Source organism: Amycolatopsis jiangsuensis, assembly GCF_014204865.1.
GTDB classification, from domain to species: Bacteria; Actinomycetota; Actinomycetes; order Mycobacteriales; family Pseudonocardiaceae; genus Amycolatopsis; species Amycolatopsis jiangsuensis.
The window spans coordinates 2066271-2090605 of the sequence record NZ_JACHMG010000001.1 but is presented as its reverse complement, the minus strand read 5'-3'; the positions used below and the strand labels follow the sequence as shown (position 1 = coordinate 2090605).

At 71.4% G+C, this 24335-nt stretch carries 19 protein-coding genes; 15 read left to right on the top strand and 4 right to left on the bottom strand.

The window, feature by feature from the left end; genetic code table 11:
• The first annotated feature begins 21 nt into the window (after positions 1 to 21).
• Both BJY18_RS09010 and BJY18_RS09005 read left to right on the top strand, forming a co-directional pair.
• Positions 22 to 1248, top strand: coding sequence for an ATP-dependent DNA ligase (locus BJY18_RS09010; RefSeq protein WP_184779352.1), 1227 nt, complete (start codon positions 22 to 24; stop codon positions 1246 to 1248).
• Complete coding sequence (locus BJY18_RS09005) at positions 1245 to 2255, top strand: DNA polymerase domain-containing protein (RefSeq protein WP_184779350.1); 1011 nt, start codon at positions 1245 to 1247, stop codon at positions 2253 to 2255. Before BJY18_RS09010 ends, BJY18_RS09005 begins: the two co-directional genes overlap by 4 nt.
• A gap of 34 nt (positions 2256 to 2289) precedes the next feature.
• On the opposite strand, the gene BJY18_RS09000 is transcribed toward BJY18_RS09005, so the two are convergent.
• Both BJY18_RS09000 and BJY18_RS08995 read right to left on the bottom strand, forming a co-directional pair.
• Positions 2290 to 2559, bottom strand: coding sequence for a hypothetical protein (locus BJY18_RS09000; protein WP_184779348.1), 270 nt, complete (start codon positions 2557 to 2559; stop codon positions 2290 to 2292).
• A gap of 114 nt (positions 2560 to 2673) precedes the next feature.
• Entirely contained in the window at positions 2674 to 3696 is a 1023-nt protein-coding gene (locus tag BJY18_RS08995) for a CobW family GTP-binding protein (RefSeq protein ID WP_184779346.1), read from the bottom strand.
• A gap of 178 nt (positions 3697 to 3874) precedes the next feature.
• Here BJY18_RS08995 and BJY18_RS08990 point away from each other — a divergent pair, with 178 nt between their 5' ends.
• The 3 genes from BJY18_RS08990 (at position 3875) to BJY18_RS08980 (ending at position 7806) form a co-directional block, all read left to right on the top strand.
• The gene (locus BJY18_RS08990; RefSeq protein ID WP_184779344.1) at positions 3875 to 5173 is read left to right on the top strand and encodes an MFS transporter; all 1299 of its coding nucleotides are present in this window, start codon (positions 3875 to 3877) and stop codon (positions 5171 to 5173) included.
• 98 nt (positions 5174 to 5271) lie between these two features.
• Complete coding sequence (locus BJY18_RS36325) at positions 5272 to 6357, top strand: PadR family transcriptional regulator (RefSeq protein ID WP_246458814.1); 1086 nt, start codon at positions 5272 to 5274, stop codon at positions 6355 to 6357.
• Positions 6358 to 6696: 339 nt separating this feature from the next.
• The gene (locus tag BJY18_RS08980; RefSeq protein WP_184779342.1) at positions 6697 to 7806 is read left to right on the top strand and encodes a mandelate racemase/muconate lactonizing enzyme family protein; all 1110 of its coding nucleotides are present in this window, start codon (positions 6697 to 6699) and stop codon (positions 7804 to 7806) included.
• Positions 7807 to 7889: 83 nt separating this feature from the next.
• On the opposite strand, the gene BJY18_RS08975 is transcribed toward BJY18_RS08980, so the two are convergent.
• On the bottom strand, positions 7890 to 13364 hold the full coding sequence (locus BJY18_RS08975) for an ATP-binding protein (protein ID WP_184779340.1): 5475 nt from the start codon (positions 13362 to 13364) through the stop codon (positions 7890 to 7892).
• Between the two features lie 622 nt (positions 13365 to 13986).
• Between BJY18_RS08975 and BJY18_RS08970 the strand changes: the two genes are divergently transcribed.
• The 9 genes from BJY18_RS08970 to BJY18_RS08930 all read left to right on the top strand — a co-directional run bounded on the left by BJY18_RS08970 (position 13987) and on the right by BJY18_RS08930 (position 23164).
• Positions 13987 to 15528, top strand: a complete 1542-nt coding sequence (locus BJY18_RS08970; RefSeq protein WP_184779338.1) for a sugar ABC transporter ATP-binding protein — start codon at positions 13987 to 13989, stop codon at positions 15526 to 15528.
• Positions 15525 to 16514 (top strand): ABC transporter permease, encoded by a 990-nt coding sequence (locus tag BJY18_RS08965; RefSeq protein WP_184779336.1) that lies wholly within the window; start codon positions 15525 to 15527, stop codon positions 16512 to 16514. The genes BJY18_RS08970 and BJY18_RS08965 overlap by 4 nt, the downstream gene beginning before the upstream one ends.
• Before the next feature lie 39 nt (positions 16515 to 16553).
• Positions 16554 to 17564 (top strand): substrate-binding domain-containing protein, encoded by a 1011-nt coding sequence (locus tag BJY18_RS08960; RefSeq protein ID WP_184779334.1) that lies wholly within the window; start codon positions 16554 to 16556, stop codon positions 17562 to 17564.
• A gap of 6 nt (positions 17565 to 17570) precedes the next feature.
• Positions 17571 to 18986, top strand: a complete 1416-nt coding sequence (locus BJY18_RS08955) for an L-fucose/L-arabinose isomerase family protein (RefSeq protein WP_184779332.1) — start codon at positions 17571 to 17573, stop codon at positions 18984 to 18986.
• 177 nt (positions 18987 to 19163) lie between these two features.
• On the top strand, positions 19164 to 19577 hold the full coding sequence (locus BJY18_RS08950) for an SsgA family sporulation/cell division regulator (protein ID WP_184779331.1): 414 nt from the start codon (positions 19164 to 19166) through the stop codon (positions 19575 to 19577).
• A 175-nt stretch (positions 19578 to 19752) separates the two neighbouring features.
• On the top strand, positions 19753 to 20109 hold the full coding sequence (locus BJY18_RS08945) for an STAS domain-containing protein (RefSeq protein WP_184779330.1): 357 nt from the start codon (positions 19753 to 19755) through the stop codon (positions 20107 to 20109).
• Between the two features lie 54 nt (positions 20110 to 20163).
• On the top strand, positions 20164 to 21003 hold the full coding sequence (locus BJY18_RS08940; protein ID WP_184779329.1) for an aldo/keto reductase: 840 nt from the start codon (positions 20164 to 20166) through the stop codon (positions 21001 to 21003).
• Positions 21004 to 21070: 67 nt separating this feature from the next.
• Entirely contained in the window at positions 21071 to 21550 is a 480-nt protein-coding gene (locus BJY18_RS08935; RefSeq protein ID WP_184779328.1) for a hypothetical protein, read from the top strand.
• A 78-nt stretch (positions 21551 to 21628) separates the two neighbouring features.
• Positions 21629 to 23164 (top strand): carboxylesterase/lipase family protein, encoded by a 1536-nt coding sequence (locus BJY18_RS08930; protein WP_312873796.1) that lies wholly within the window; start codon positions 21629 to 21631, stop codon positions 23162 to 23164.
• Here the strand turns inward: BJY18_RS08930 and BJY18_RS08925 are convergent.
• Positions 23151 to 23453: a DUF427 domain-containing protein gene (locus tag BJY18_RS08925; RefSeq protein ID WP_184779326.1), complete on the bottom strand. Its 303-nt coding sequence runs from the start codon at positions 23451 to 23453 to the stop codon at positions 23151 to 23153. The two genes, BJY18_RS08930 and BJY18_RS08925, sit on opposite strands and share 14 nt — an antisense overlap.
• Before the next feature lie 80 nt (positions 23454 to 23533).
• Between BJY18_RS08925 and BJY18_RS08920 the strand changes: the two genes are divergently transcribed.
• Positions 23534 to 24181 carry a maleylpyruvate isomerase N-terminal domain-containing protein gene (locus BJY18_RS08920; RefSeq protein WP_246458813.1) on the top strand — a complete coding sequence of 216 codons (648 nt, stop codon included), beginning with the start codon at positions 23534 to 23536 and terminating at the stop codon, positions 24179 to 24181.
• The last annotated feature ends 154 nt before the right edge of the window (positions 24182 to 24335 follow it).

Here is a 24335-nt window from a genome sequence, read left to right as displayed (position 1 = left end):
ATTCGGCCTAGGATCTGCTGGGTGGAGCTGCCCGTGATGCCGCCAGTGCGGCCGATGCTCGCCAAGCCCCTGCGCGAAGTGCCGCGCACCGGTGGGCTGTGCTACGAACCCAAATGGGACGGGTTCCGCTGCGTGGTGTTCCGCGACGGCGACGAGGTCGAGCTCGGTTCGCGCAACGACCGGCCGCTCACCCGGTACTTCCCGGAACTCGTCGACCTGCTGCGCGCGGCGCTGCCGCCGCGGTGCGTCGTCGACGGGGAGATCGTGCTGGTCACCCAGCGCGGCCTGGATTTCGGGGCACTGCAGCTGCGGCTGCACCCCGCGGCCAGCAGGGTGCGCAAGCTCGCCGCCGAGACCCCGGCCAGCTTCGTCGCGTTCGACCTGCTCGCGCTCGGCGAGCAGGACCTGACCGGGGAACCGTTCGCGCGGCGCCGGGAGCTGCTGGAGGACTTCCTCGGCACCGCGCCCGGCGGCGGGCTCCAGCGGGTGCACCTGACCCCGCTCACCACCGACCCGGACGTCGCACAGGACTGGTTCACCCGCTTCGAGGGTGCCGGATTCGACGGGGTGATGGCCAAACCCGCCGACCAGCCCTACGAACAGGACCGGCGGGTGATGTGGAAGGTCAAACACGAACGCACCGCGGACTGCGTCGTCGCCGGCTTCCGCTGGCACAAGGACGGCCAGGGCGTCGGATCGCTCCTGCTCGGGCTGTACGACGAGACCGGGACACTGCACCACGTCGGCGTCGCGAGCAGCTTCACCAAGGCTCGGCGCGGCGAGTTGGTCGAGGAACTGGCGCCGTGGCGGGAAAACGCGCTCGAAGGGCATCCGTGGCGCAGCTGGGCGGAATGGGAAGCCGCCTCCGCGGGAAAGAGCACGTCGGCGGAATGGGAAGCCGCCTCCGCGGGAAAAAGCACGTCGGCGGAACAGAAAGCCGCCTCCGCGGGAAAGAGCACGTCGGCGGAATGGGAAGCCGCCTCCGCGGGAGGGAACACGGGGCGGGAAAACACGCGGCGGCCGGGTGCGAACAGCCGGTGGGCGCCGGACAAGGATCTGTCCTGGGAGCCACTGCGCCCGGAACGGGTCGCGGAGGTGCGCTACGAACACCTGCAGGGCGACCGCTTCCGGCACGGCGGTCGGCTGGTCCGGTTCCGGCCCGATCGCGAACCGCGGTCGTGCACCTACGCGCAGCTGGAGGAGGCACCGCCGGCCGAGCTGACGGATCTGTTCGGCGAAGCACGGTGACCCCGGCGAGCGGCGTGACGCTCGACCTCGACGGGACCGAGCTGACCATTTCCAGCCCCGGCAAGGTCTATTTTCCCGAACGCGGGGAGACGAAGCTGGATCTCGTCCGCTACTACCAGGCCGTGTCCGGGCCGTTGCTCGACCGGCTCGGCGGCCGTCCCCTGCTGCTGGAGCGCTATCCCGACGGCGCGGGCGGGAAATCCTGGTTCCAGAAACGCGTCCCGAAGACGGCACCGCCCTGGCTCACCACCACCGTCGTGTCCACGCCGAACGGCACCACGAGCGACGCACTGGTCGCGGTGGACCTCGCGCACGTGCTGTGGGCGGTCAACCAGGGCTGCCTCGGCTTCCACGTGTGGCCGAACCGGGCGGACTCCCTCGCCATCGCCGACGAACTGCGGATCGACCTCGACCCCTCACCCGGCATCGGATTCGACCAGCTGCGCGAGGCCGCGGTGCTGGCGCGGGAGTTCCTCACCGGGCTGGGTATCGAGGCGCAGGTCAAGACCTCCGGCTCCCGTGGCCTGCACCTGTACGCGATCCTCGAACCCCGGTGGGACGGTTACCAGGTCCGGGCCGCAGCCGTCGCGCTCGCGCGGGCGCTGGAGCGGCGGCACCCGGAGCTGATCACCGCCCAGTGGTGGAAGGAGGAGCGCGGCAGCCGGGTTTTCGTGGACTTCAACCAGAACGCGCCGCACAAGACTGTCTTCGGTGCCTGGTGCGTGCGGCCCCGCGTGGGTGGCCAGGTGTCCACGCCCATCGGCTGGGACGAACTTGCCACCGTCGAACCGGACACGCTGACGCTCGCCACCGTTCCCGCGCGGCTCGCCGACCGCGGCGACCCGTGGGCAGGCGCGAACGACCGCCCGCAGTCCCTGGAGCCGCTGCTGGAGATGTCTCGTTCGGACCTGGCGAACGGCCTGATGGACGCCCCGTGGCCGCCGGTCTACCCGAAGATGCCGAACGAACCGCCCCGCGTCGCACCGAGCCGGGCGAAGAAGACCTGAGCCGCCTGGGAAGTCTTCGCGGACTGGGTGTTGTTCAGCCCAGCGGCAGGTCGAAGGCCAACTGCTCCAGTCCACCTGCCGGCCCGGGCGAGCCTGCCAGCGTGGCCGCGCAGTGCGGGCACGGGCTGATGTGCCCGGTCCCCGGCGCGGTCAGGTCGATCGGCGTCCAGCTGCGCGAATCCCTTTCCCCGCACGCGGAACGGCGATAACGCAGGTCGTCGGACCGGGTCATCAGGTGCGCCACCGGATGCTCGTCGGGCAGTGCGCCGACGAGGTACCACCGGGCCGTGCTCGTCTCCACCATGGAACTGCCCTCCTGGGAGGCCGGTTCGAGCTGTACACGCGCGACCCATCGTGCGCCGTCGGCTGTGGACAGTGGCGCGTTTGCGGTTGTTCGGCGTGGCGTACTCGCCCGGGATCAGTCGTCGGCGACCGGTTCGTCGAGGTAGCGGAGGATTCGCAGGAGGCCGCGTTCGTCCGGGACGCTGTCGTCCGCGACGCAGTCCTCGAGCCGCCGGAGCACCGCGGCACGGTCGATGCCCGCGCCGATCAGGACCAGTTCGGTCCGCCGCGGCCCGGTGGGCCAGGCGGAGCGGTCGAGCTGCACGAAGGCACCGACGGTGTGCAGGCCGAAGCGCGACCGGGCGTCGGCCGAACCCAGGTCCAGCTGCCCCTTCACGCGGTACAAACCGGGCGGGCGCTGTTCCAGGAACTCCAGGAAACGTCGCGGAGACAAGGGGCGTTCGGCGGTGAACGTGACACTGTCGTACTGCGCGTGCAAGTGCTGCGAATGGTCCTCGTCGCCGCGCAGATCATCGAAGGACAGCTGCCCGTAGCGTTCCCGCGGACGCGGCTCGAAGAACAGCTGCGGGTCCACGCGACCGTGGTCGGTCACGAGCAGCGGGACGCCTGGCGCGAATTCCTCGACCACACCGCGCACCTTGGCCAGCGCGTCCGGGTCCACCCGGTCGGCCTTGTTGAGGATGACCAGGTCGGCGATGCGCAGATGCTCGGTGAGCTCCGGATGCCGGGCCCGAGACGACTCGAACTCCGCGGCGTCGACCACTTCGGCGAGGCCGCCGTAGCGGATGTCCGGGTCCTCGCTGGCGATCATCAGCCGCAGCAGGTCACGGGGTTCGGCGATCCCGCTCGCCTCGACCACGATCACGTCGATGCCGGACTCGGGACGGGAAAGCCGGCCGAGCATGGCGTCCAGTCCGCTGGCGTCGACCGCGCAGCACAGGCAGCCGTTGCCCAGCGACACCATCGTGTCGACTTGGCCCGCCACCGCGAGCGCGTCGACGTTCACGCTGCCGAAGTCGTTGACCACCACCCCGACGCGGGCACCGTGGCGGTTGGCGAGCAGGTGGTTGAGCAGCGTCGTCTTGCCCGAGCCCAGGAATCCCGTGACGAGCACCACCGGAATCCGCCGCCTGCTCATCGGTTCCTCCTCGTGGTCGCTGCCCGACCTTATCGCCCGCTCGTCCGGCGGTACGGCGCGCGGCGGGTGACGGCGGGCCCGGCTCTGCCCCGGTTCGCCCGTTTTGCTTGGTATGACACGCTTTTTCCGCTGCGGGACGGCTGTTGCCGATCGGCCCGGGCAGGTGTAGACCGAGCCGGTGACTGAAAGTGCTGCCGCCGCGCCGGACAAGCGCAAGCTCACCGCGGACCAGCGGAACTCCTTCCTCGCCGCCTGGCTCGGCTGGAGCATGGACGCGTTCGACTACTTCCTCGTCGTGTTCGTGCTCGCCGACATCGACAAGGACGCCTCGTTCGGTGCGACCGCCACCCAGCTGGCCTTCATCACCACCGCGACGCTGGTGATGCGCCCGGTCGGCGCGCTGCTGTTCGGGCTCTGGGCCGACCGGGTGGGCCGGCGGATCCCGCTGATGGTGGACGTGCTGCTGTACTCCGTGGCCGGGGTGCTGTGCGCGGTGGCGCCGAACTTCACCGTGCTGCTGATCCTGCGGTTCGTGTACGGCATCGGGATGGGCGGCGAGTGGGGTCTCGGTGCCGCGCTCGCGATGGAGAAGATTCCGGTGCAGCGGCGCGGGTTCTTCTCCGGTCTACTGCAGGCCGGGTACTCCGCGGGGTACCTCTTCGCGGCGCTGGCCTACCTGCTGTTCCACACCGCGTTCGGGCTGGGCTGGCGGTGGCTGTTCGTGCTGAGCGTGATCCCGGCGCTGATCAGCCTGCTGATCCGGGCGCGGGTGCGGGAATCGGAGGTCTGGGAGTCGACGCGGGAGAAGATGCGCGTCACCCGGACCTCGGTGCGCGACGTGCTGCTCAACCCGAAGGTGATCCGCCGGTTCGTCTACCTGATCCTGCTGATGACCGCGTTCAACTGGATGAGCCACGGCACCCAGGACCTGTACCCGACCTTCCTCAAGGCGACCGAGCACGGCGGTGCCGGGCTGAGTGCGGCCACGAGCACCTGGATCGCGGTGATCTACAACGTCGGCGCGATCGTCGGCGGCCTGCTGTTCGGCTCGCTGTCGGAACGGTTCGGCCGGCGGATGACCATCGTCGGCGCGGCCGTGCTGGGCCTGCCGGTCATCCCGATCTTCGCCTTCGACCACGGCGCGGGGCTGCTCGTGCTCGGCTCGTTCCTGATGCAGGTCATGGTGCAGGGTGCCTGGGGCGTGATCCCGGCGCACCTGACGGAGATGTCGCCGGACGCGATCCGCGGCTTCTTCCCCGGCGTGACCTACCAGCTGGGCAACCTGCTCGCCGCGCTCAACCTGCCGATCCAGGAGAGCATCGCGCAGTCGCAGGGCTACACCGCGGCGTTGCTGTGGACGGTCATCCCGGTGCTGATCGCGGTCGCCGTGCTCACCGCCGTGGGCAAGGAGGCCAAGTCGATCCACTTCGGCGGTGAAGGCGCGACAGCGGCCCCCGCGGGCACCTCCGGCAGCTGAAGTTTCCCACCCCCAGGTCGTCGACCTGGGGGTTTGCTGTCGAGTCATCGGCGATATATCGCAGTCATGTCGGCGATACAGCTGCGATAGGAGACGAGATGACCAGGACGGCGGGCGGAGATCATCTGTTCGGCGGCTTCGGCGGGCCGGAGCGGGGACACGGGTTCGGATTCACCGGGCGCGGGCGACGCGAGGGGTTGCCCGGGTACGGCGACCGTGGTGGGCACAGTGGGTTCGCCGGCCCCTGGCGGCACGGGGGGCGGTTCGGCAACCAGGATGAGCGGGACGCGCACGGCGGGCATCCGGGGTTCGGTGGGCATCGGGGCTTTGGCGGGCATCCCGGGTTCGATGGGCATCCGGGCTTCGAGCGGCACGGGCACTTCGGTTTCGGACCGCATGAGGGGCGCAGCGGGTTCGAGCCGTTCGGCGGGTTCGGTGGTCCTGCCGGGCCGGCGGAGCATCCCGGGTTCGGTGGGCACGGGGGATCCCGGCGTCCGGACGTGGGGGAGTATCCGGGCGACGGCGGCGATTCCGGCGAAGTGCCCTTCGCTCCCGAGGCGCGCGGGCCCGAGTGGTTTCCGCCGGTGCCGCCGCCCCCGCCTCCGTTGCCGCCCCTGCCTCCGGGGGCGGGGCGGGGATTCCCCGGGTTCCCCGGCGGGCCGGGTGGCGGGTTCTTCGGACGGGGTGGTCCGCGCGGTGGCCGGGCACCGGCGCGGCCGGTGCGGCCCGCGGTGCTCGCGCTGCTCGCGGAGGAGCCGCGGCACGGGTACCAGCTGATGCAGGAGATCCGCCGCCGTACCGGCGACGAGTGGCGGCCGAGCCCGGGCTCGATCTACCCGATCCTGCAGCAACTGGAGGACGAGGGCCTGGTGCGGACCGCGGAGGTCGGCGGCCGCCGGGTCGCGCACCTCACCGAGACGGGACGTGAGCACGTCGCCGGGCGGGAGGAGGAATTCGCCGCGCTGTGGGAATCCCGCGCTGCCGAGGACGAGCCGGGTGCGGACCGGTTCGCCGCGGCCTACCGCCAGGTCGGCGAGGTGGCCGGCGCGGCGATGCAGGTCGCGCAGGCCGGAACGGAATCCCAGCTGGGCGAAATGCGCAAGATCCTGCGCGAGACCCGCCGCAGGCTCTACGCCCTGCTCGCCGAAGAGGAAACCGAGGACGACGACGAAGGCCACGAGTGACCCCCGGTGGGCGGGTCCGAGGTGGACCCGCCCACCGGTCGGACTGGCCGCCGGTCGGACTGGCCGCCGGTCGGACCGATCGGAGTGGGTGGACTCGTCGGCTGGTCGACCGGCGCGGTAGGGCTGATCAGGCGGGAATGCAGTGGGTGGGGTGAGCCGGTTGCGTGCGGCATGCCGGTCGGAGTGGGATAGCTGGCCGGGCGGGTCGAACCGGCCGGGTGGATGAGCCGATGGCCGGGGCATGCCGGTCGACCGGGCCGGGGCCCGGGGAGGCCGGCCGTGCGGGCCGGTGGGCTGTAGCTTCGGTTCCGGCAGGCATCCCGCATCGTTGGAGGACTGGTGGAGATCACCGACATCACGGTGGACCGGCTGCGGTTGCCGCTCGATCCGCCGTTGCGTGCTGCGTGGGATCCGGTGCCTCGGCGGCACTTCGACGCGACCGTTGTGCGGGTGCGCACCGACGCCGGGGTCACCGGGATCGGCTCGGGCGACACCATGGCCGGCTTCGACGCGGTGAAGCACCTGTTCGTCGGCCAGGACCCGCTCGACATCGTGCGGCACGTGAAAGCCATCGAGACGGCCAATTTCCACGGCGGCAGCTACTGGCCGCTCGAAGCCGCGCTGTGGGACCTGATCGGCAAGGTGGCCGGGCTGCCGGTGGCCACGCTGTTCGGCAACGCGGCCCGGGCACTGCCCGCCTACGCGTCCACCGCGGAGCTGAAGCCGCCCGCGGAACGCGTCGAAACCGCTTTCGCCGCCAGGGAAGCCGGTTTCCGCGCGATGAAAATCCGGATCGACCGCTCTCGTGTGGATGAAGGTGTCGAGACCGTGCGCGCGGTACGCGAGGCGCTGGGGCCGGACTTCGAGATCATGGTCGACCTCAACCAGTCCTGGCGGATGGCCGGCGACACCGCGGACGCCACCGATCTGGCCGCGACCCGGAAACTGGTGCGCCGGCTGGCCGAACTCGACGTGTACTGGGTCGAAGAACCCTTGCCCTACGCCGACCTCGACGGATTCCGGACGCTGCGCGCGGACAACCCCGGCGTGCGCATCGCGGCCGGGGAAATGCACCATTCGGTGCCGGAACTGCTGCGGTACCTCGACGAGGACGTGCTCGACGTGTACCAGATGGACGTGGTGCTCTCGATCGGCCTGCACCGTGCCCGCACACTGGGCGAGCTGGCGCGGCTCCGGCACCGCGCGTTCACCCCGCACAGCTGGACCAACGGCATCGGCCTGCTCGCGAACCTGGCCGTCGCCGCCGGAGTCGGGGGCGGCCCGTACTTCGAGTTCCCCTACGATCCGCCCGGCTGGAGTCCGGAACGCCGCGATTTCCTGCTCACCGAGCCGGTCACGATCACCCCGGACGGCGAGGTGGCGGTACCCGAGCGGCCCGGCCTCGGCTTCGACCTGGACGAGGACGCCGTCCGCCGCCTGCGACTCTGACCGGCCATGCCGGGCCGAAGCCCGGGAACACCTCCGTCAGAGAACCGGAATCCCTGACGGAGGCGTTCCCGGCAGCGCGCGGCTCAGCGCTTCAGGCCGTGCTCGATCGCCTCGACGATCCGCGGGCGCAGCTGCGCCACGCTCACGATCGCGTCCACGGAACCGACCTGCACCGCGCGCTCGATGCTGTGCACACGGTCGAATTCCGTGGCCACCTCACCCAGCTTCTCCGCCCGGACGGCCGCACGGACCTCCGCCAGCTCGGCCGCCCGCGCGGCGCGCTCGGCGCCGGCCGCCTCGCCGGCGAGGGTCTGCAGCGCAGTCACCCGCGGGTCGTTCGCGGTCCGCGTGTTCACCTCACCGGCGAACACCACCGCGGCGGCAGGGGCACCGCCGAGCACCGACGCGAACGAGCCTTCCAGGGCCAGCACGGTCATGTTCGGGTTCAGCGCCTTGGAGAACACCACGAACGCCCCGCCGTGGTAACGGGAGATCACGGTGAACACGATCGGGCCGTCGAAGTTGACGATCGCACGGCCGATTTCCGCGCCGTACTCCAGCTGCAGCTTCCGCAACGACTCCGGCGAGCCGTCGAAGCCGGACAGGTTGGCCAGCACCACGAGCGGCCGGTTGCCGCTGGCCGCGTTGATCGCGCGGGCCACCTTCTTCGACGACCGCGGGAACAAGGTGCCCGCGGTGTAGGTGTCCGGCCCGTCGTTCGGCGGGAATCCGCGCCGCGGCACCGCACGCGACTCGATGCCGACCAGGCACACCGGACGTCCGCCGATGTGCACGTCCTGCACCGCCGCGGTGTCCGCGTCCGCCATGCCCGCCCAGCGTTCCAGCACCGGATGGTCCTGATCGGACAGTGCGCGCATCACGGTGCGGATGTCGAAGGGCTTCTTGCGGTCCGGGTTGTGCTCGGCGGAGAAGATCTCGCCCACGCGCGAGAAGTCGCTGCCGACGATCGCGTGCGGATAGTCCGACATGTCCCGGGTCACCGGGTCGCTCGTGGTGGCCTGGCGGGGACCGGGCTCACCCGGCACCACGTAGGCGTGGTCGTAGTGCGCCATCAGCACGTCCCGCGCCCCGGCCAGGTTCGGCGCCCAGTACTGCGCCTGCCCGTTCGGGCCCATCACGCGGTCGTAGCCGCCGATGCCGAAGTTGTCCTCCGCCGACACGCCACCGGAGAAGTCGAGTGACTGCTTCCCGGTCAGCACCATCGCCGAATCCGGCGTCATCACCAGAATGCCCTTGGTGTGCATGAGCATCGTGGCCTCGGCGTTCCAGTACGGCTGCCCGCCCACGGTGATGCCGGCGACGACGATGTTGATCTCCCCGCCGTCCTGGGTGAACTCGACGATCCGCTTGAGCGCCGCGGCGATCCAGTCCATGTTCTCCACCCCGGAGTCCATGGAGATCTTCGCCCCGGCGGACAGCGCGAACCATTCGACCGGAATCCGCAGCCGCTGAGCCAGGTCCAGCGCACCGATGATGCGCGCGCACTCCGGTTCGGCGAGCGCGCCCAGCGACTTCGTCGGGTCGCCCAGCAGCACCACGCGCTGCACTCCCTCGGGCACCCGCGTGGTCGGCGTGCTCACCAGCCCTGCGACGATACCGGCCGTGTTGTGGCCCTTCGGCCGATCCACCGGCACCAGCGCGCCGTGCTCGTCGAGGTCGTGCTCGGTGAAACTGCCCGCTCCGGCCAGCAGGTCGGTCAGCTCGTACGGGTACACGGTGTCCCGCCGCGCCGCCCGCAGCACCTTCTGCCGGTAGTCGTCCAGCGGCTGCACCGGCGTGCTGTCCGGGACGCCGATGCCGAGCCGCACGCCTGCGCCGACCTCGTTGCGGATCGTCACCGCGACGTCGGCCAGCTCGCCGGTCTCCGGATTCCGCCGCCGCGCCAGGAACTGGATCTCCTCCAGCCCGGCACCGGCGGTGGTCGGCAGCACCCGCTCGGCGAGCAGGTTCAGCTCGGCGGCGGTCAGCTCGCTCGGCGGCCACACGTAGATGACGATCCGGTTGGTGTCGAAGCGTTTCCGGGCCGGCCGCTGGGCCTGCACGGAGCGGATCGCGGTGAGGCACGCGGCGAGGGTGTCCTCGGTCGCGGGCAGTGACACGAGCCGCCCGTCCGCCTCGCGCAGCGGAGTCAGGTCACGCACCTGCGCCATCGCGACGAGCCGCTCGTCGGCAGGGTTGGCCCGTGCCACGCAGTTGAACAGGTACACCTCCTCGTCCGCGGACGGCAGCCGGGTGAGGTCGAACTCCTGCAGCCGCTCCAGCTGCATGCGCTCGGCCACCCGCGGATGCAGCCCGCGGATCAGCCGGTCCTCGCCGAACGCGGTCCCGTCCCCGGTGCGGCGGAAGGTGAAGTGGTGGTGCATCACCGCACCACCCCCGCCGGCGACGGTGGTGGTGATCCGGTTCAGGTGTGCTGGCAGCGCCTGCGCCGCCAGCACTTCTTCCAGCCGGCCCGCCATCGCGTCGGTGTCCGGCTGGTCGGACCAGGTCAGGTAGATGTCGGCGACCGCGGGGCCGCTCGCGTCGGCGGACAGCTCGGCCAGGGCACGGACCGCGTCCGGCAGCTGTGGGAAGTCCACCGCGGTGGTGAGCACCCGCGCCGGCTCCGCGTGCTCGGCGGTGACGAACACACACCCGGCCACGGCGCGGGTGCGCACCTCGGACAGGCTCCGGTTGCCGTAGTAGCGCCGGGTCAGCACTTCCAGCAGCGGCGCCGGATCGGCGCCGGCACGGCCGATGCGCTGGCCGAGCAGCCGCACCAGCGGTTCCGAACTGGACACCATGGTGGCGATCCGCTCCGGGCGGTCGGCCGCCTCCGGGTTCCGGTCGAGGTAGCGCAGGTGATTCCGCACGTCGGCGTACACCTCCGCACGGGCGCGGCGCAGCAGAGGCTGGGCGAACCAGTGGAACACCACGCCGCGCGCGAGGTCGCTGACCGCAGGAAAACGCAGCTGCGTGGCGGCGACCAGGTGCTCCAGCGCGAGCCCTGCCTCCTCGCGCAGCTCACCGGCCGGCGGCGCCTGCGCCAGCCATTCGCGCAGCAGCGCGGACACGATCGCGATGTCCGAGGCCGCCCGCTGCTGGGCCAGGAAGATGCGGAAGACCGCCTCCTCCAGCTCCGGCGTGCGCTCCAGTTCGCCGACGCCGTAGTGCCCGAGCACCCGGCGCAGCCGTGACTGGAACTTCTCCGGCAGCCCGGCCCGCTCCACGTCGAGGCTCTGCAGGTAGGTGTGGAAGTACTCGCGCGAGCTGTGCACGTGGCCCGTCGCGCTCAGGTCGTCCGCCGCCGGTTTGGCGCGGCTCAGCTCGGAAAGGTCGGCGAACACGCGCAGCAGCGCGACCTCGTCGGCGACCGGGCGGCCGGCGGCGAGCTCGGCCCGCGCGGTGAGGTAACCGGTGAGCGCCCGGCCCTCGTCGAGCGGATCCGCGTCGAAACCGAGCAGCAGGCCGGAAAGTTCCTGCAGACCACGTTCGGCTCGTGCGGCCGCGGTGATCCCGGCCGGCTCGGCAGGAAGGTCGATCTCCGCGACCTGCGCCGTCTCGGCGGTCTCGGCGACGGTTTCGTCGGCGAGCGGTTCGAGCCGCAGCAGCGGGGCACCGGTCTCCACCTGGCTGCCCACCGACACCGGCAGTTCCTTGACCCGGGCACGGAACGGCGCGCGCAGCACCGTCTCCATCTTCATGCTTTCCAGCACCAGGACCGGGCTGCCGGAGTCGACCTCGTCGCCCACCGCGAGCGGCGTCGCGACCACCAGCGCGGGTGCCGGGGACCGGACCACGCCGCCCTCGTCGAGGCTGACGCGGTGCGTCACGCCGTCGACCTCCACCAGGTGGGTCGGTCCGTGCGTGCCGGTGACGAGCCGGAACCGCGTGCCGTTGACGGTGATCTGGCCGCTGTGCTCGTCGAACCGCTCGAGCTCGACATCCGCCGCGTGCACTTCGCCGCCACCGCTGAGGCCCACCCGGAACCACTGGGGACCGGTGCGCGCGACGGTGACCCGGTAGGAGACCCCGCGCAGCTTGAGATCCAGCGGACGGCCGCTCTCGTGACGCACCTGGGGGCGGCCGCCGCGCGCGGTGGACAGCAGCCGCTGCCGGGCGGCCTCCTCCTCGTCCTCGTACGCTTCGATCGCAGCGGCGGCGAGCGCCACCGAGGAGTGCCGGGTGGTGACGAGCCCGCCTTCGGCGCGGACCCGGTCGATCCAGCCGGTGTCCGCGCTCGCGTCGATCACGTCGGGCTGGTCGAGCAGATCGAGCACGAAACTCTTGTTGGTGGCGCCGCCCTCGATGAGCACGGAGGTCTCGCGCATCGCTCGGCGCAGCCGTGCCAGCGCCTGGTCCCGGTCGCGGCCATAGGCGATGATCTTGGCGATCATCGAATCGAAGTCGGCCGGGATGGTGTCGCCCTCGCTCACCCCGGTGTCCACCCGGATGCCTGGGCCCGCGGGCAGCAGCAGTCGCGCGATCCGGCCCGGCGACGGTGCGAAGTCGCGGTCCGGGTCCTCGGCGTTGAGCCGCGCCTCCACCGCGTGCCCGGACTCGGCGGGCTGCGGGCCGGTCAGCTTCCCGCCGCCGGCGACGTGCAGCTGCAGCCGCACGAGGTCGGTGCCGGTGGTGATCTCGGTGATCGGGTGCTCCACCTGGAGCCGGGTGTTCACCTCGAGGAAGGCGAACAGCTTCTCGCCCGGGTGGTAGAGGAACTCCACGGTGCAAGCGCCGCGGTAGCCGACCGCGACCGCGAGCCGCTCGGCGGACGCCTTCAGCTCCGCGGTCTGCTCCGGCGCGAGCACCGGTGACGAGGACTCCTCGATGATCTTCTGGTTGCGGCGCTGCACCGAGCAGTCGCGCACGCCGAGCGCCCACGCCGTGTCACCGTCGGAGATCACCTGGACCTCGACGTGCCGCGCGCCGGTGACGAGCCGCTCCAGGAACACCACGCCGCTGCCGAACGCGCGCAGCGCTTCCTGGCTGGTGCGCTCGTAGGCCTCGGCCAGCTCGTCGCCCGAGGACACCTTGCGGATGCCGCGCCCGCCGCCGCCCGCGGTGGCCTTCAGCATCAGCGGATAGCCGATCTGCTCGCCCGCGCTCAGCGCGTGCTCGAGCGTGGCGACCTCACCGCGGCTCCACGGCGCGACCGGCACGCCGACCTCCTCGGCGATCAGCTTGGCACCGATCTTGTCGCCGAGCTTGCGCATGGCCTCCGCGCTCGGCCCGACGAAGGTGACACCGATCTTGTCGCACAGCTGCGCGAACGCCGGATCCTCGGCGACGAAACCCCAGCCGACCCACGCCGCGTCGGCCCCGGTCTCGACCAGCGCCGTCTCCAGCACGGCCAGGTCGAGGTACGGACGCGCGGACGCGGGCCCGAGCGAGTAGGCGACGTCCGCCTCGCGCACGAACGTGGCGGTGGCGTCCGCGTCGGTGTAGAGCGCGATCGTCTCGATCCGCTCACCGGTCTCCGCGGAGAGATCCCGGACCGCGTGGATCAGCCGCATCGCGGCCTCCCCGCGATTGACGATGGCGACACGACTGAACACGGACTGAGCCTCCTCATGACCCCGGAAATGACCCCGGACACCTCGCGCAGCAGGCGGCTTCCGGCTCGCCGGGACGCCGCCTGTCCTCGTCCTACACCCTGCTCCTCGAAGCTCCTTCGACCCAATGGCGTGGATGGCGCATGCCGGACCCGCCGGATTGTAGGAACCCGCCAAAAAGCACCACGAACACCGGGTCGCAGCCGCGTTTCACGCGAGGTATGCCACAAATCACGCCACCGCTGTCCACGCGGGAACGAACACGTGGCCACCGGTCGAACCCCCGGTGACCGGCTGTCTCCGGACGCTCCGCCGGCCCTTGCGCGCGTACGCGGCTGCTGGACCGTTGCCGGCCCGGACATCCGGCCGGCACCTCGATCCTGGGCCATCCCGGACTGGCATGGGGCAAGAACGCGGCACGGCGGCGGCCGTGGCGTGTGCTCCGGTGCGGATCCGGTCGTCTCCGGCCGGAAGCCCCGCGGTGCGGAAGATCGCGGTGCGGAAGCCAGCGATGGCGGAAACCCGCAGTGCCGAACTGCTTGTGAGCCTTGACACACTCAGGGTCCACCCCTACGTTACGGCGGTAATCGATTTCCCGACGCGGGCAGGGCCGAGAGGGTGGGTCATGGGCGACGGCGGCGTGCTGGTCGAACTGGCCGGCGTCGGGAAGACCTACGGCGGGGTGCGTGCACTGCGCTCGGTGGATTTCACCGTGCGTGAGGGGGAGGTGCACGCTCTCCTCGGGGAGAACGGGGCCGGCAAGTCGACCCTGCTGAAAATCCTTTCCGGGGAGGTCGCGGCCGGGGCCGGGGTGGTCCGGATCGGCGGGCAGCCGGTCCGGTTCTCCCGGCCCGCGGACGCGCGCCGCGCCGGGGTCGCGATGATCCACCAGGAACTCGACCTGGTGCCGGCGCTTTCGGTGGCGGAGAACGTGTTCCTCGGCCGGGAGCCGCACACCCGCCGGGGCACGGTGGACCGGCGGCGGATGGTCGAGCGGACCCGCGAGGTGCTCGCCCGCTGCGGGGTGGACCTCGATCCGCGGATCCGGGTGGAGCGGTTGCGCACCGGCGAACAGCAGCTGGTCACGATCGCCAAGGCGCTTTCGCTGCGGGCCCGCATCCTGCTCATGGACGAACCCACGTCGGCGCTCTCACCGCCCGAGGTGGAGCGGCTGTTCACCGTGGTCGGGCAGTTGCGCGGGGATGGGGCCGCGATCGTCTACGTGTCGCACCGGATGGACGAGATCGGCCGCGTCGCCGACCGGGCCACGGTGCTGCGCAACGGCGAGGTGGTCGCCGCGTTCGCCGCCAGGGACCTGAGCGCGGAGCGGGCCGCGGAGGCGATGGTGGGCCGCCCGGTGGAGCAGCTGTTCCGCGTGGCCGGGGCTTCCGGCGCGGGGGAGGACGACGTGCTGCGGGTCGAGGACCTGGCGGTGCGGCCGCGGCCGGGACGGCGGGAGCCGGACGGGATCAGTCTCACCGTGCGGGCCGGCGAGATCGTCGGTCTGGCCGGGTTGCTCGGCGCGGGGCGCACGGAACTGCTGGAAGCACTCTACGGGGCGTCCGGGGCGGTTCCGGTGCGCGGACGGATCCGCGTGCGCGGCAAGGAGTTCCGGCCGCGGTCGCCGCGCCGTTCGCTGCGCGCCGGCATCGCCTTCGTTCCCGAGGACCGGCGGATCTCCGGACTGGCGCTGGAGCATTCGGTGGTGGCCGGCACGGTCTTGTCCATTGTGGACCGTCTGGCGCGGTTCGGGGTGGTCTCCGCCCGTAGGGAGCGTGGCGCGGCACGGGGTTCGGCGGAGCGGCTCGGGGTGAAGGCCGGGTCGCTCGCGGCGCCGGTGGGCTCGCTGTCCGGCGGCAACCAGCAGAAAGTCGTGCTGGGCCGGGCATTGCTGACCGAACCGGCGCTGCTGCTGCTCGACGAGCCGACCCGCGGGGTGGACGTCGGGGCCAAGGCGGAGATCTACCGGTTGCTGGGCGAGACCGCGCGGGCCGGGGTCGGGGTGCTGCTCGCCTCGTCCGAACCGGCCGAACTGGTCGGGGTGTGCGACCGGGTGGTGGTGCTGCGCGGCGGGCGCAGCGTGGCGGAACTGGACACGGCTGAGGCGGGCGAGGCGGAACTGCTCGCCGCATCGATGGGAGAGGTGCCGATGGAGGACGTGCGGTGACCGGGCGCAGCGTGCTCTCCGCGGTGTTCCGGTTCCAGAGCGTGTTCGGGCTGGTGCTCGTGTTCGCCGCGGCGATCGTGTTCTCCCCGCACCACAACGGGGATCTGGTGTTCCTCGACAGCGGGAACCTGTTCAACGTGGTGCGCGCGATCTCCGAGATCGGCATCATCGCGGTCGGCATGACGCTGGTGATCCTGGTCGGCGGCATCGACCTGTCGGTCGGCTCGGTGGTCGGGCTGGCCAGCGTCGGCGTCGCCGAGCTGCTGACCACGAACGACTGGGGCCTGGTGCCCGCGGTGTTGCTCGTTCTTGCGCTGGGCCTGGCTTTCGGTGTGCTGCAAGGGATCGCGAGCGCACGGTTCCGGATCCAGGCGTTCATCGTCACGCTCGCCGGCATGCAGATCGCGCGGGGTCTCGCCCGGATGTGGTCCGGTGGCGAGGGCGTGTCGATCACCTACGGCGACCGGCCCGGCCAGGCCCCGGTGCCGTTCTCGCTGCTGGGCGAGCGGACCTTCGGCGGGGTGGTGCCGATCCCGGCGCTGATCTTCGTCGTGGTCGCCGCGCTGGCGGTATGGCTGCTGCGGGCCAGCGCGTTCTCCCGGCACGTGTACGCGATCGGCGGCAACGAGAAGGCCGCACTGCTGTCCGGCGTGCCGGTGAACCGGGTCAAGGTGCTCGTCTTCGGCCTGTGCGGGCTGCTCGCGGCGCTGGCCGGGATCGTGCACGCGGGCCAGCTCAACTTCGGCGGTCCCAACGACGGCACCGGCTACGAGCTGAACGCGATCGCCGCGGTGGTGATCGGCGGTACCAGTCTCTCCGGCGGGCGCGGGTCGGTGTTCGGCACCGTCGCCGGCGCACTGCTCGTCGGCGTGCTCGACAACATCCTGCAGCTCAACGACATCGACTCGAACGTGCAGCTGATCGTGGTCGGCGCGGTGATCGTGCTGGCCGCGGGCCTGCAGCGGCTGCGCCCGGCCACGGCTTGATCACGGCCCAGCCGGAAACGTGAAGGGAAAGGAGAGCGCATGTCCGCTATCACTCGCCGCGGGGCGGCACTCGGGGCCCTCGCCCTCGTGTCGGCACTCACCGCCTGCGGCACCACGCACGAGAACGCGCCCGGTGGCTCGGCCGGCGGTGCGCCGTCGACGCGGGCGTGCCAGGGCGCCGGCGGGAAGTACACCATCGGCATGAGCCAGGCGAACCTTGCCGAGCCCTACCGGGTGCGGATGGACGAGGACATCCGCAAGGCGGCCGCGGGCGTGCCCCAGTTCACGGTGAACTTCTCCGACGCCGCGCAGGACAACGCGAAACAGGTCGAGCAGGTCAACACCTTCCTCACCCAGGGCATCGACCTGCTGATCATCAGCCCGAACGAGGCCACGCCGCTGACCGCGGTGGTGAAGAAGGCCTACGACCAGGGTGTCCCGGTGCTCGTGCTGGACCGCAAGGTCGACGGCGAGGGCTACACCTCGTTCATCGGCGCGGACAACGTGGACATCGGGCGGCAGGCGGGCCGGTTCTTCGCGGACAAGCTGCTGCCGGGCGGCGGGAAGGTCGTGGAGCTCAAGGGCCTCGCGGGCTCCACCCCGGCCAAGGAACGCAGTGACGGCTTCGATCAGGGCATCGCCGGGCACGGCATCACCGTGGTCGGCACCGCGGACGCGGACTGGCTACGGGACAAGGGACAGCAGCAGGCGGACGCGTTGCTGAAGGCGCATCCGGACGCACAGGCGCTGTTCTCCGCGAACGACCCGATGGCCGAGGGCGCGCGGATCGCCGCGCAGAACGCCGGCCGCGCCGATCTGCCGATCACCGGTATCGACGGGCTGCCGGTGCCCGAGGGCGGGATCAAGGCGGTGGAGGCCGGCCGGCTCTCGGCCACCTTCGTCTACCCGACCGGCGGCGCCGAGGCGGTCGCCTCGGCGAAGAAGCTCCTGGTGGACTGCCAGCAGGTGGAGAAACAGCAGACCTTGCCCACCCGCCTGGTCACGCGCGAGAACGCGGCCCAGGTCTACGCCGAGCTGAACCGGAGCTGAGCACCCATGGCGCGTATCGGCATCATCGCCGTCTCCGACGGCCGGGATCATGTGCACCACCGCAACACCGGCTTCATCCGGTCCAAAGTGGACGCGCTCACCGCGGCACTCACCGAGGCCGGGCACGAGGTCGTCAGCGGCGGACTGGTGGCCACCAACACCGGAGCCACCGCGGCGGCCCGTTCGGTCGCCGCCGCGGGGGTCGACGTCACCGTGCTCTACTACGCGGTCTGGGCGTTCCCGCACTTCACCATGCTCGCCGCGGACGCGACCCCCGGGCCGCTGCTGCTGGTCGCGAGCACCGATCCGACCGAACCGGGCCTGGTCGGGATGCTCGCCGCCGGCGGGGCGCTCGACCAGATCGGCCGGGCGCACACGCGGCTGTGGGGAGCCGCCGACGACGCCACGCTGCTGGCCGAGGTCGGTGCGCACGCCCGGGCCGCGGCCGCGGTCGCCTCGCTGCGGGGGTCGACGTTCGGCCGGTTCGGCGGGCGCCCGATGGGGATGAACACCGCGGTCGCCAACACCGATCAGTGGATCCGGAAGTTCGGCGTCGACGTGGAGGAGATCGACCAGTACGAGCTGGTGCGCCGCGCGGAGGCGGCCGACCCGGGCCTGGCCGCGGAGGCCGGGCAGGGGCGGGAATGGCTGGAACGGCACGCCACCGTGCACTACGACGGCGACCGGCTCACCCCCGAACTGCTGGAACGCCAGCTGCGGCTGTACCTGGCGGTGCGGGACGTGGCGGCCGAGCGGCACCTGGACTTCTCCGGGATCAAGGCGCAGCCCGAGCTGACCGAGCACTTCGCCACCGCGGACGTCGCCGAGGCACTGCTGAACGACCCGTACGACTGGAACGGCGCCAAGGCCGTGCACGTCACGGCCACCGAGGCCGACATGGACGGCGCGCTCACCATGCAGCTGCTGCACCGGATCACCGGCACGCCGGTGCTCTTCGCGGACGTGCGGCACTACCACCCGGACCGCGACGTGTGGGATCTGTGCAATTCCGGGCAGCACGCGACGTGGTTCGCCGCCCGCAGCGACGATCCGGCGGAGAACCTGGCGAAGGTGCACCTTTACCCGGAGGTGTTCTTCTTCCCCGCGGGCGGGGCCTCGGTGCAGCACATCGCCGCCCCGGGCGGGATGACGCTGGCCCGGCTGAGCCGGCTCGACGGCGAGTACCGGCTGCAGCTGATGCTCGGCGAGTTCGAGAACTTCGACGAGCGCACGACCGGAGAGCTGGTCGCCCGCTCCACACCGGAGTGGCCGCACGCCTTCGCGCGGCTCGACGTGCCCGCGCCCACCTTCCTGTCCGGTTTCGGAGCCAACCACGTGCACGCGGTACCCGGCGACCGGCGGCCGGAGCTGCGCGCGGCGGCCGCCCAGCTCGGCGTCCGGCTCGAGGAGTGGACTCGGTGAGCGGAACAATTTCTGCCCGTTCGTGTCCCTCGACTTGCCCTCCGCGTGAGCACTTGAGACCTATGTCTCCACCAAAGGGGTGAAAGATCGCCAGTGGGGCAGCTTGTACTCTCACCGCGCGTTACTCATGGAGGAAGAACTCACGAGTAACCTGGAGAGTACGAGGAGGTGGCGGGCATGGGTATCGAGCCACCGATCGTCCGCGCGACGATCATCTTCGGTCTGCGCACGTTCGGGGCGGTCCCGCTGCCGGTACGTGCCGACCTCGAGTACGACGCGTCGGATCCGTACGCGGTGTCCGTCGGCTACCACGCCGGTGCCGGGGTGGTCCGCTGGCTGTTCGGCCGCGACCTGCTCGCCGACGGCCTGCTGGCGCCGGCCGGCGACGGCGACGTCCAGGTGCGGCCCGCGGCCGACGAGAGCCGGGTCGTGGTCGAGCTGAACGCCCCGGACGGGTCGGCGGTGCTGGAGGCGGAGGCGAGCGAACTGGCCGACTTCCTCGACCGCACCTACGACGAGGTGCCGGTCGGCGACGAGCCGAGCTGGTTCGACTTCGACCGCGAACTGACGAAGCTGGCCTACCGCGACTGATTCCGGTCCACGGTGTCCATTGTGGACACGGTGAACACTGTGGACGGTGGGTGGTGTTCCCCGGACGGGGGTTGACCGAGTGCGGAAAGCGCGTACGGTCGGCTCCGTTGGCTGTTGTTCAGACGCGTGCTGCGGTCAGCGCCCCGAGCAGTTCCCTGCGAAAGGAGCGCCACGCATGACTACCCCCTTCACCGCGCATTCCGCCCCCGCGCACCTGACCGTGACCACCGATCGGCGTGGCGCCGCGGTGGTGATCGCCCCGGTCGGAGACGTCGACGCCGCCACTGCTCCGGCTCTCGAAGCGGCCGCGGCGGCAGTGGATCCTTCCGAAGCGGTGGTGATCGACCTGTCGCAGGTCGGGTTCCTGAGCTGCGCGGGCGTCCGCGCACTGCTCGCCGCCTCGGAGCGCCTGCCCTCGCTGACGGTGGTCACCGGACCGGCACGAACGGTGCGCCGGTGCATCGAGATGGCCGACGCGGGATCGGTCCTGCGGGTGCGCGAAACACTGGTCGACGCCGTACCCGTCGCCTGATCGGGCCGGCAGCGGCTCGTTTCGGCCCGGCGGTACCCGGGTAATTTCCCGGGTATGACCTCGCAGACCTATGGCGTCCCGCAGATCGAGCTGAACAACGGGGTACGCATCCCGCAGTTCGGGTTCGGGACTTTTCAGCTCTCGGCCGACGATGTCACCGCGGCGGTGCGTACCGCGCTGGAGGCCGGCTACCGTCATCTCGACACGGCGCAGGCCTATGAGAACGAAGAGGGCGTCGGCGAAGGAATCCGGCAGTCCGGGGTTCCGCGCGAAGAAGTGTTCGTGACCACCAAGCTGGCCAACGACGCGCACGGCCACGACAACGCGATCACCGCGTTGGAGGGCAGTCTCCAGCGGCTCGAGCTGGAGTACGTCGACCTGTACCTGATCCACTGGCCGCTGCCGAACCAGGACAAGTACGTGCGGACCTGGCACGGCTTCGAGGAGCTGGTACGGGCGGGCAAGACCCGTGCGATCGGCGTCTCCAACTTCGGCGTGGCCGAGCTGGAACGGCTCGCGCACGAGTCCCAGATCGTGCCCGCGGTGAACCAGATCGAACTCCATCCGGCCTTGCAGCAAGCGGAACTGCGCGCGCAGCACGAGGCGCGGGGGATCGCGACCGAGGCGTGGAGCCCGCTCGGGCAGGGCGAGGTGCTGGGTGATCCGCTGCTGACCGGCCTGGCGGAGAAGTACGGCAAGACCGCAGCGCAGATCGTGCTGCGCTGGCACGTGCAGATCGGGAACATCGTGTTCCCGAAATCGGCCACGCCGGAGCGGATCCGCGAGAACCTCGCGGTGTTCGACTTCGAGCTGTCCGACGCCGACCTGGCCTCGATCGGGAGTCTGGAGGCCGGGCTGCACACCGGACCCGATCCGGCGGAGTTCCGCGGCTGACCTCGTTTCCACCCGGGCCGGCCGGGTACCCCCGGCGGGAAGGACACGCCTGGAAGGAGCGTCCTCGATGACGACCGAATCCTATGTTGCGTTCCTCGGGGTGGGGATCGCGTTGATCCTGATCGACGGGCAGCTCATCTACCGCAGCGGGCGCGGCTACCTGGAGCACTCGTCCGGCGATCCGGGGGCGGGATCGTCGATGACCCGGCTCGTCACCGTCCTGTTCCACCTCGTGAGCCTGGGCCTGCTGGCGCTGCTGTCCACCATCCCGCTGGGCGGCAGTGGCCTGCCCGGAGTCGTCGGCAGGCTCGGGGTCCTGCTGCTCGTGCTGGCGCTGGTGCACGCGATCATCCTGACCGCGCTGAGCCGGCTGCGCGGCGAGCAGGTGGTGGGCGATGCGGTGGCCAACCGTCGGATCTCGAACCGGGAGGCCGAGCGGAGGATGCCCACGTCGACCGTCACCCCGGTGCCCGGGCAGGAAGGCCCGCCCCCCGATGTGAGTCCGTCGCTGGAGGACAGGGGACCGTACTCGGCGCCGTGGAGCTGACCGGACCGCAGCCGCGGTAGCGGCCCGGCCGCTCTCCCGATACCGGGCGCGATGATCGTGCCCGGTATCGTACCGCCGGTGGTGGAGGCGGCTTTCGGTGTGCTGGATCTCGGTGTGCTGCGGCGGTGCCGGTCCGGTGTTCTGGTGCTCGTGCTGGCGCTCGCGGTCTCGGCGTGCGCGGCCTCGGACGCGTCGGTCGGGCGGATCGGCGACGTGGTGCGGACGGAGTCGGGCCTCGTCCGTGGCACCGTCACTCCGGATCACCGGGTGTTCCAGGGTATCCCGTACGCGGCGGCGCCGGTCGCGCAGCGGCGCTGGCAGCCACCGGCGCCCGTCGAGCCCTGGGCGGGGGAGCGGGACGCGACGAAGCCCGGGCCGCGGTGCCCGCAACCAGCGGCCGGCGACGCGGTCACCAGCGAGGACTGTCTGAGCCTGAACGTGTGGACTCCCGCTGCTGGCGCCCAGGGACGCCCGGTACTGGTGTGGCTGCACGGAGGCGCGTTCGTCAACGGCGGCGGTGACCGCTACGGCGCCGAGCGGCTCGTTTCCCGTGGCGACGAGGTCGTGGTCACCCTCAACTACCGCCTCGGCGCGCTGGGGTTTCTCGCCGACCCGTCGCTCGGCGCGCAGCCGGGAAACTACGGATTCCTCGACCAGCAGCAGGCTCTGCGCTGGGTGCGGGACAACATCGAAGCTTTCGGCGGGGATCCGGCCGCGGTGACGATCGCCGGCGAGTCCGCCGGCGGGATGTCGGTGTGCGACCACCTGGTGGCGCCCGGTTCCCGCGGCCTGTTCCGCGCCGCGATCGTCCAAAGTGGACCTTGTGGGGCGCAGGCGACACTGGCGGATGCGGAAGAAGCCGGCGTGAAGTACGCGGCCGCGCACGGTTGCCCGGATCGCGCCACCGCGGCCGCGTGTCTGCGCGCGCTGCCGCCTGCGAAACTGCTCGACGCGCCCACCTACGTTTCACTCGCCGGCATCGAGCTGCCCGGCCCGGTCACCGGTGGCTCCGTGCTCCCGCAGGCTCCCCTCGACGGGATCCACGGCGGTGCCGCGGCGCCGGTGCCGGTCCTGCTGGGCACGACACACGACGAGTTCACCTACTTCCTCGCGCAGGAGGCGGCGTCGACCGGGCTGGAGATCACCCGGCACGGTTACGTCGAAGCACTCGGCCGGATCTTCCCCGACGCGGCCGCGGTCGCCGCCGAGTACCCGGTGGACGCGTTCAGCGGCAACGCTTCCCTGGCCTATGCCGCGACCGTCACCGACTCGGCCTTCGCCTGCCCGGCAGCGCGGATGTCGGCCTCCCTGCCGTCGGTGTCGACCTACGAGTTCGCCGACGGGACCTCACCGGCGGCCAAGGCGGTCTCCGCGCCGTTCCCGCTCGGCGCGACGCACACGTCCGAACTGCCGTACCTGTTCGACCTCGACGGCAAGCCGGTCGCGTTCACGCCGGCGCAGCAACGGCTGGCCGACCGGATGGTGGGCGACTGGACGGCGTTCGTGCGCGGCCGCGCCACCGGGACCGACGTGTCCTACCGTGCGGACGGCGCGCAGCCGCTGACCGGGTTCGCCCAGGACCACCACTGCGCGTTCTGGGCTACTCGACCGTGACCGTTGCCGGATCGAACGCGACGTACCCGGAGAAGTCCGCGCCCACCCGCCGGATCGCGGCCGCGTCGGGCTCGGGGTAGCTCCACCCGGCGTCGGCCAGCCGGTCGCCGCCGAGGGTGGCGTCGAAGTACCGGGCGCGGCCCTTCCACGGGCAGGTGTAGGCCGTCGCGCTGTCGGTGAACACACCGGGGGTCAGCGACGCGGGCGGGAAGTACCAGTTGCCTTCGATCCGCACCAGCTCGGTTTCCGGGGCTTCGGCCAGGACGACGCCGCGAGTGATCGCCTTCATGTTCGTCTCCTCTCCAGCTCCTGGAGCAAACCCGTCGGCCGGCGCCGGTATTTCCGGTGCTGATCCGGCAGGATGGCGATATGACGGTGGCGCCTGGCGATCTGGACGAAGCGATCGAGTGCGTGGCCGCCACGCTGGCACCGCACACCGGTGGCGACTGGACCGGCCGGGCCGGTGCGCTGGACTGGAGTTGCCGGACAACCGCCGAGCACCTCGGTGACACTCTGCTGTCGTACGCCGCGCAGGTGGTCAGCGGGCCGGCCGACCACTACGTCCGGTTCCTCGCCACCGCCGAGGCGGACGCGTCGGCCGCGGAACTGCTCGAATTCGCGCTCACCGGCGGCAGGCTGCTCGCGGCGGCCGTCCGCGCCGCCGGGCCCGGTGCGCGGGCCTACCACCCGAGCGGCCGGTCCGATCCGGCCGGCTTCGCGGCCATGGGCTGCGCCGAGCTGCTGCTGCACGGCGAGGACCTGGCCCAGGGGCAGGAGACGGTGCTCGATCCGCCCCGCGAGGTGTGCGCCCGGGTCGCCGCACGGCTGTTCCCGGAGCAGGAACCGGCCGCCGACGGCTGGGACTCGCTCCGCTGGTGCACCGGCCGGATCGCGCTGCCGGGCCGTCCGCGGCGCGATGCGTGGCGGTGGCGCGGCGAACCACTGGAGGACCACCGGAGAACCACCGGATCGGCCACTCGTGAAACGCTCGAGGACGGCTCGGGAACCCGTCCGTAACGCTGTTTTCCATCTCGCGGAGTGAACACGGCTGCCCATCGGCCGGTCACTTCCGGTAGTCTCGGTGCCCAGGTCGAGAGGCGCTGCAACGGACCCGGGCGGTCCGCCACGCTCGGCCGGTCGCACCACGATCGCAAGGGCGCCTCCGTGACTT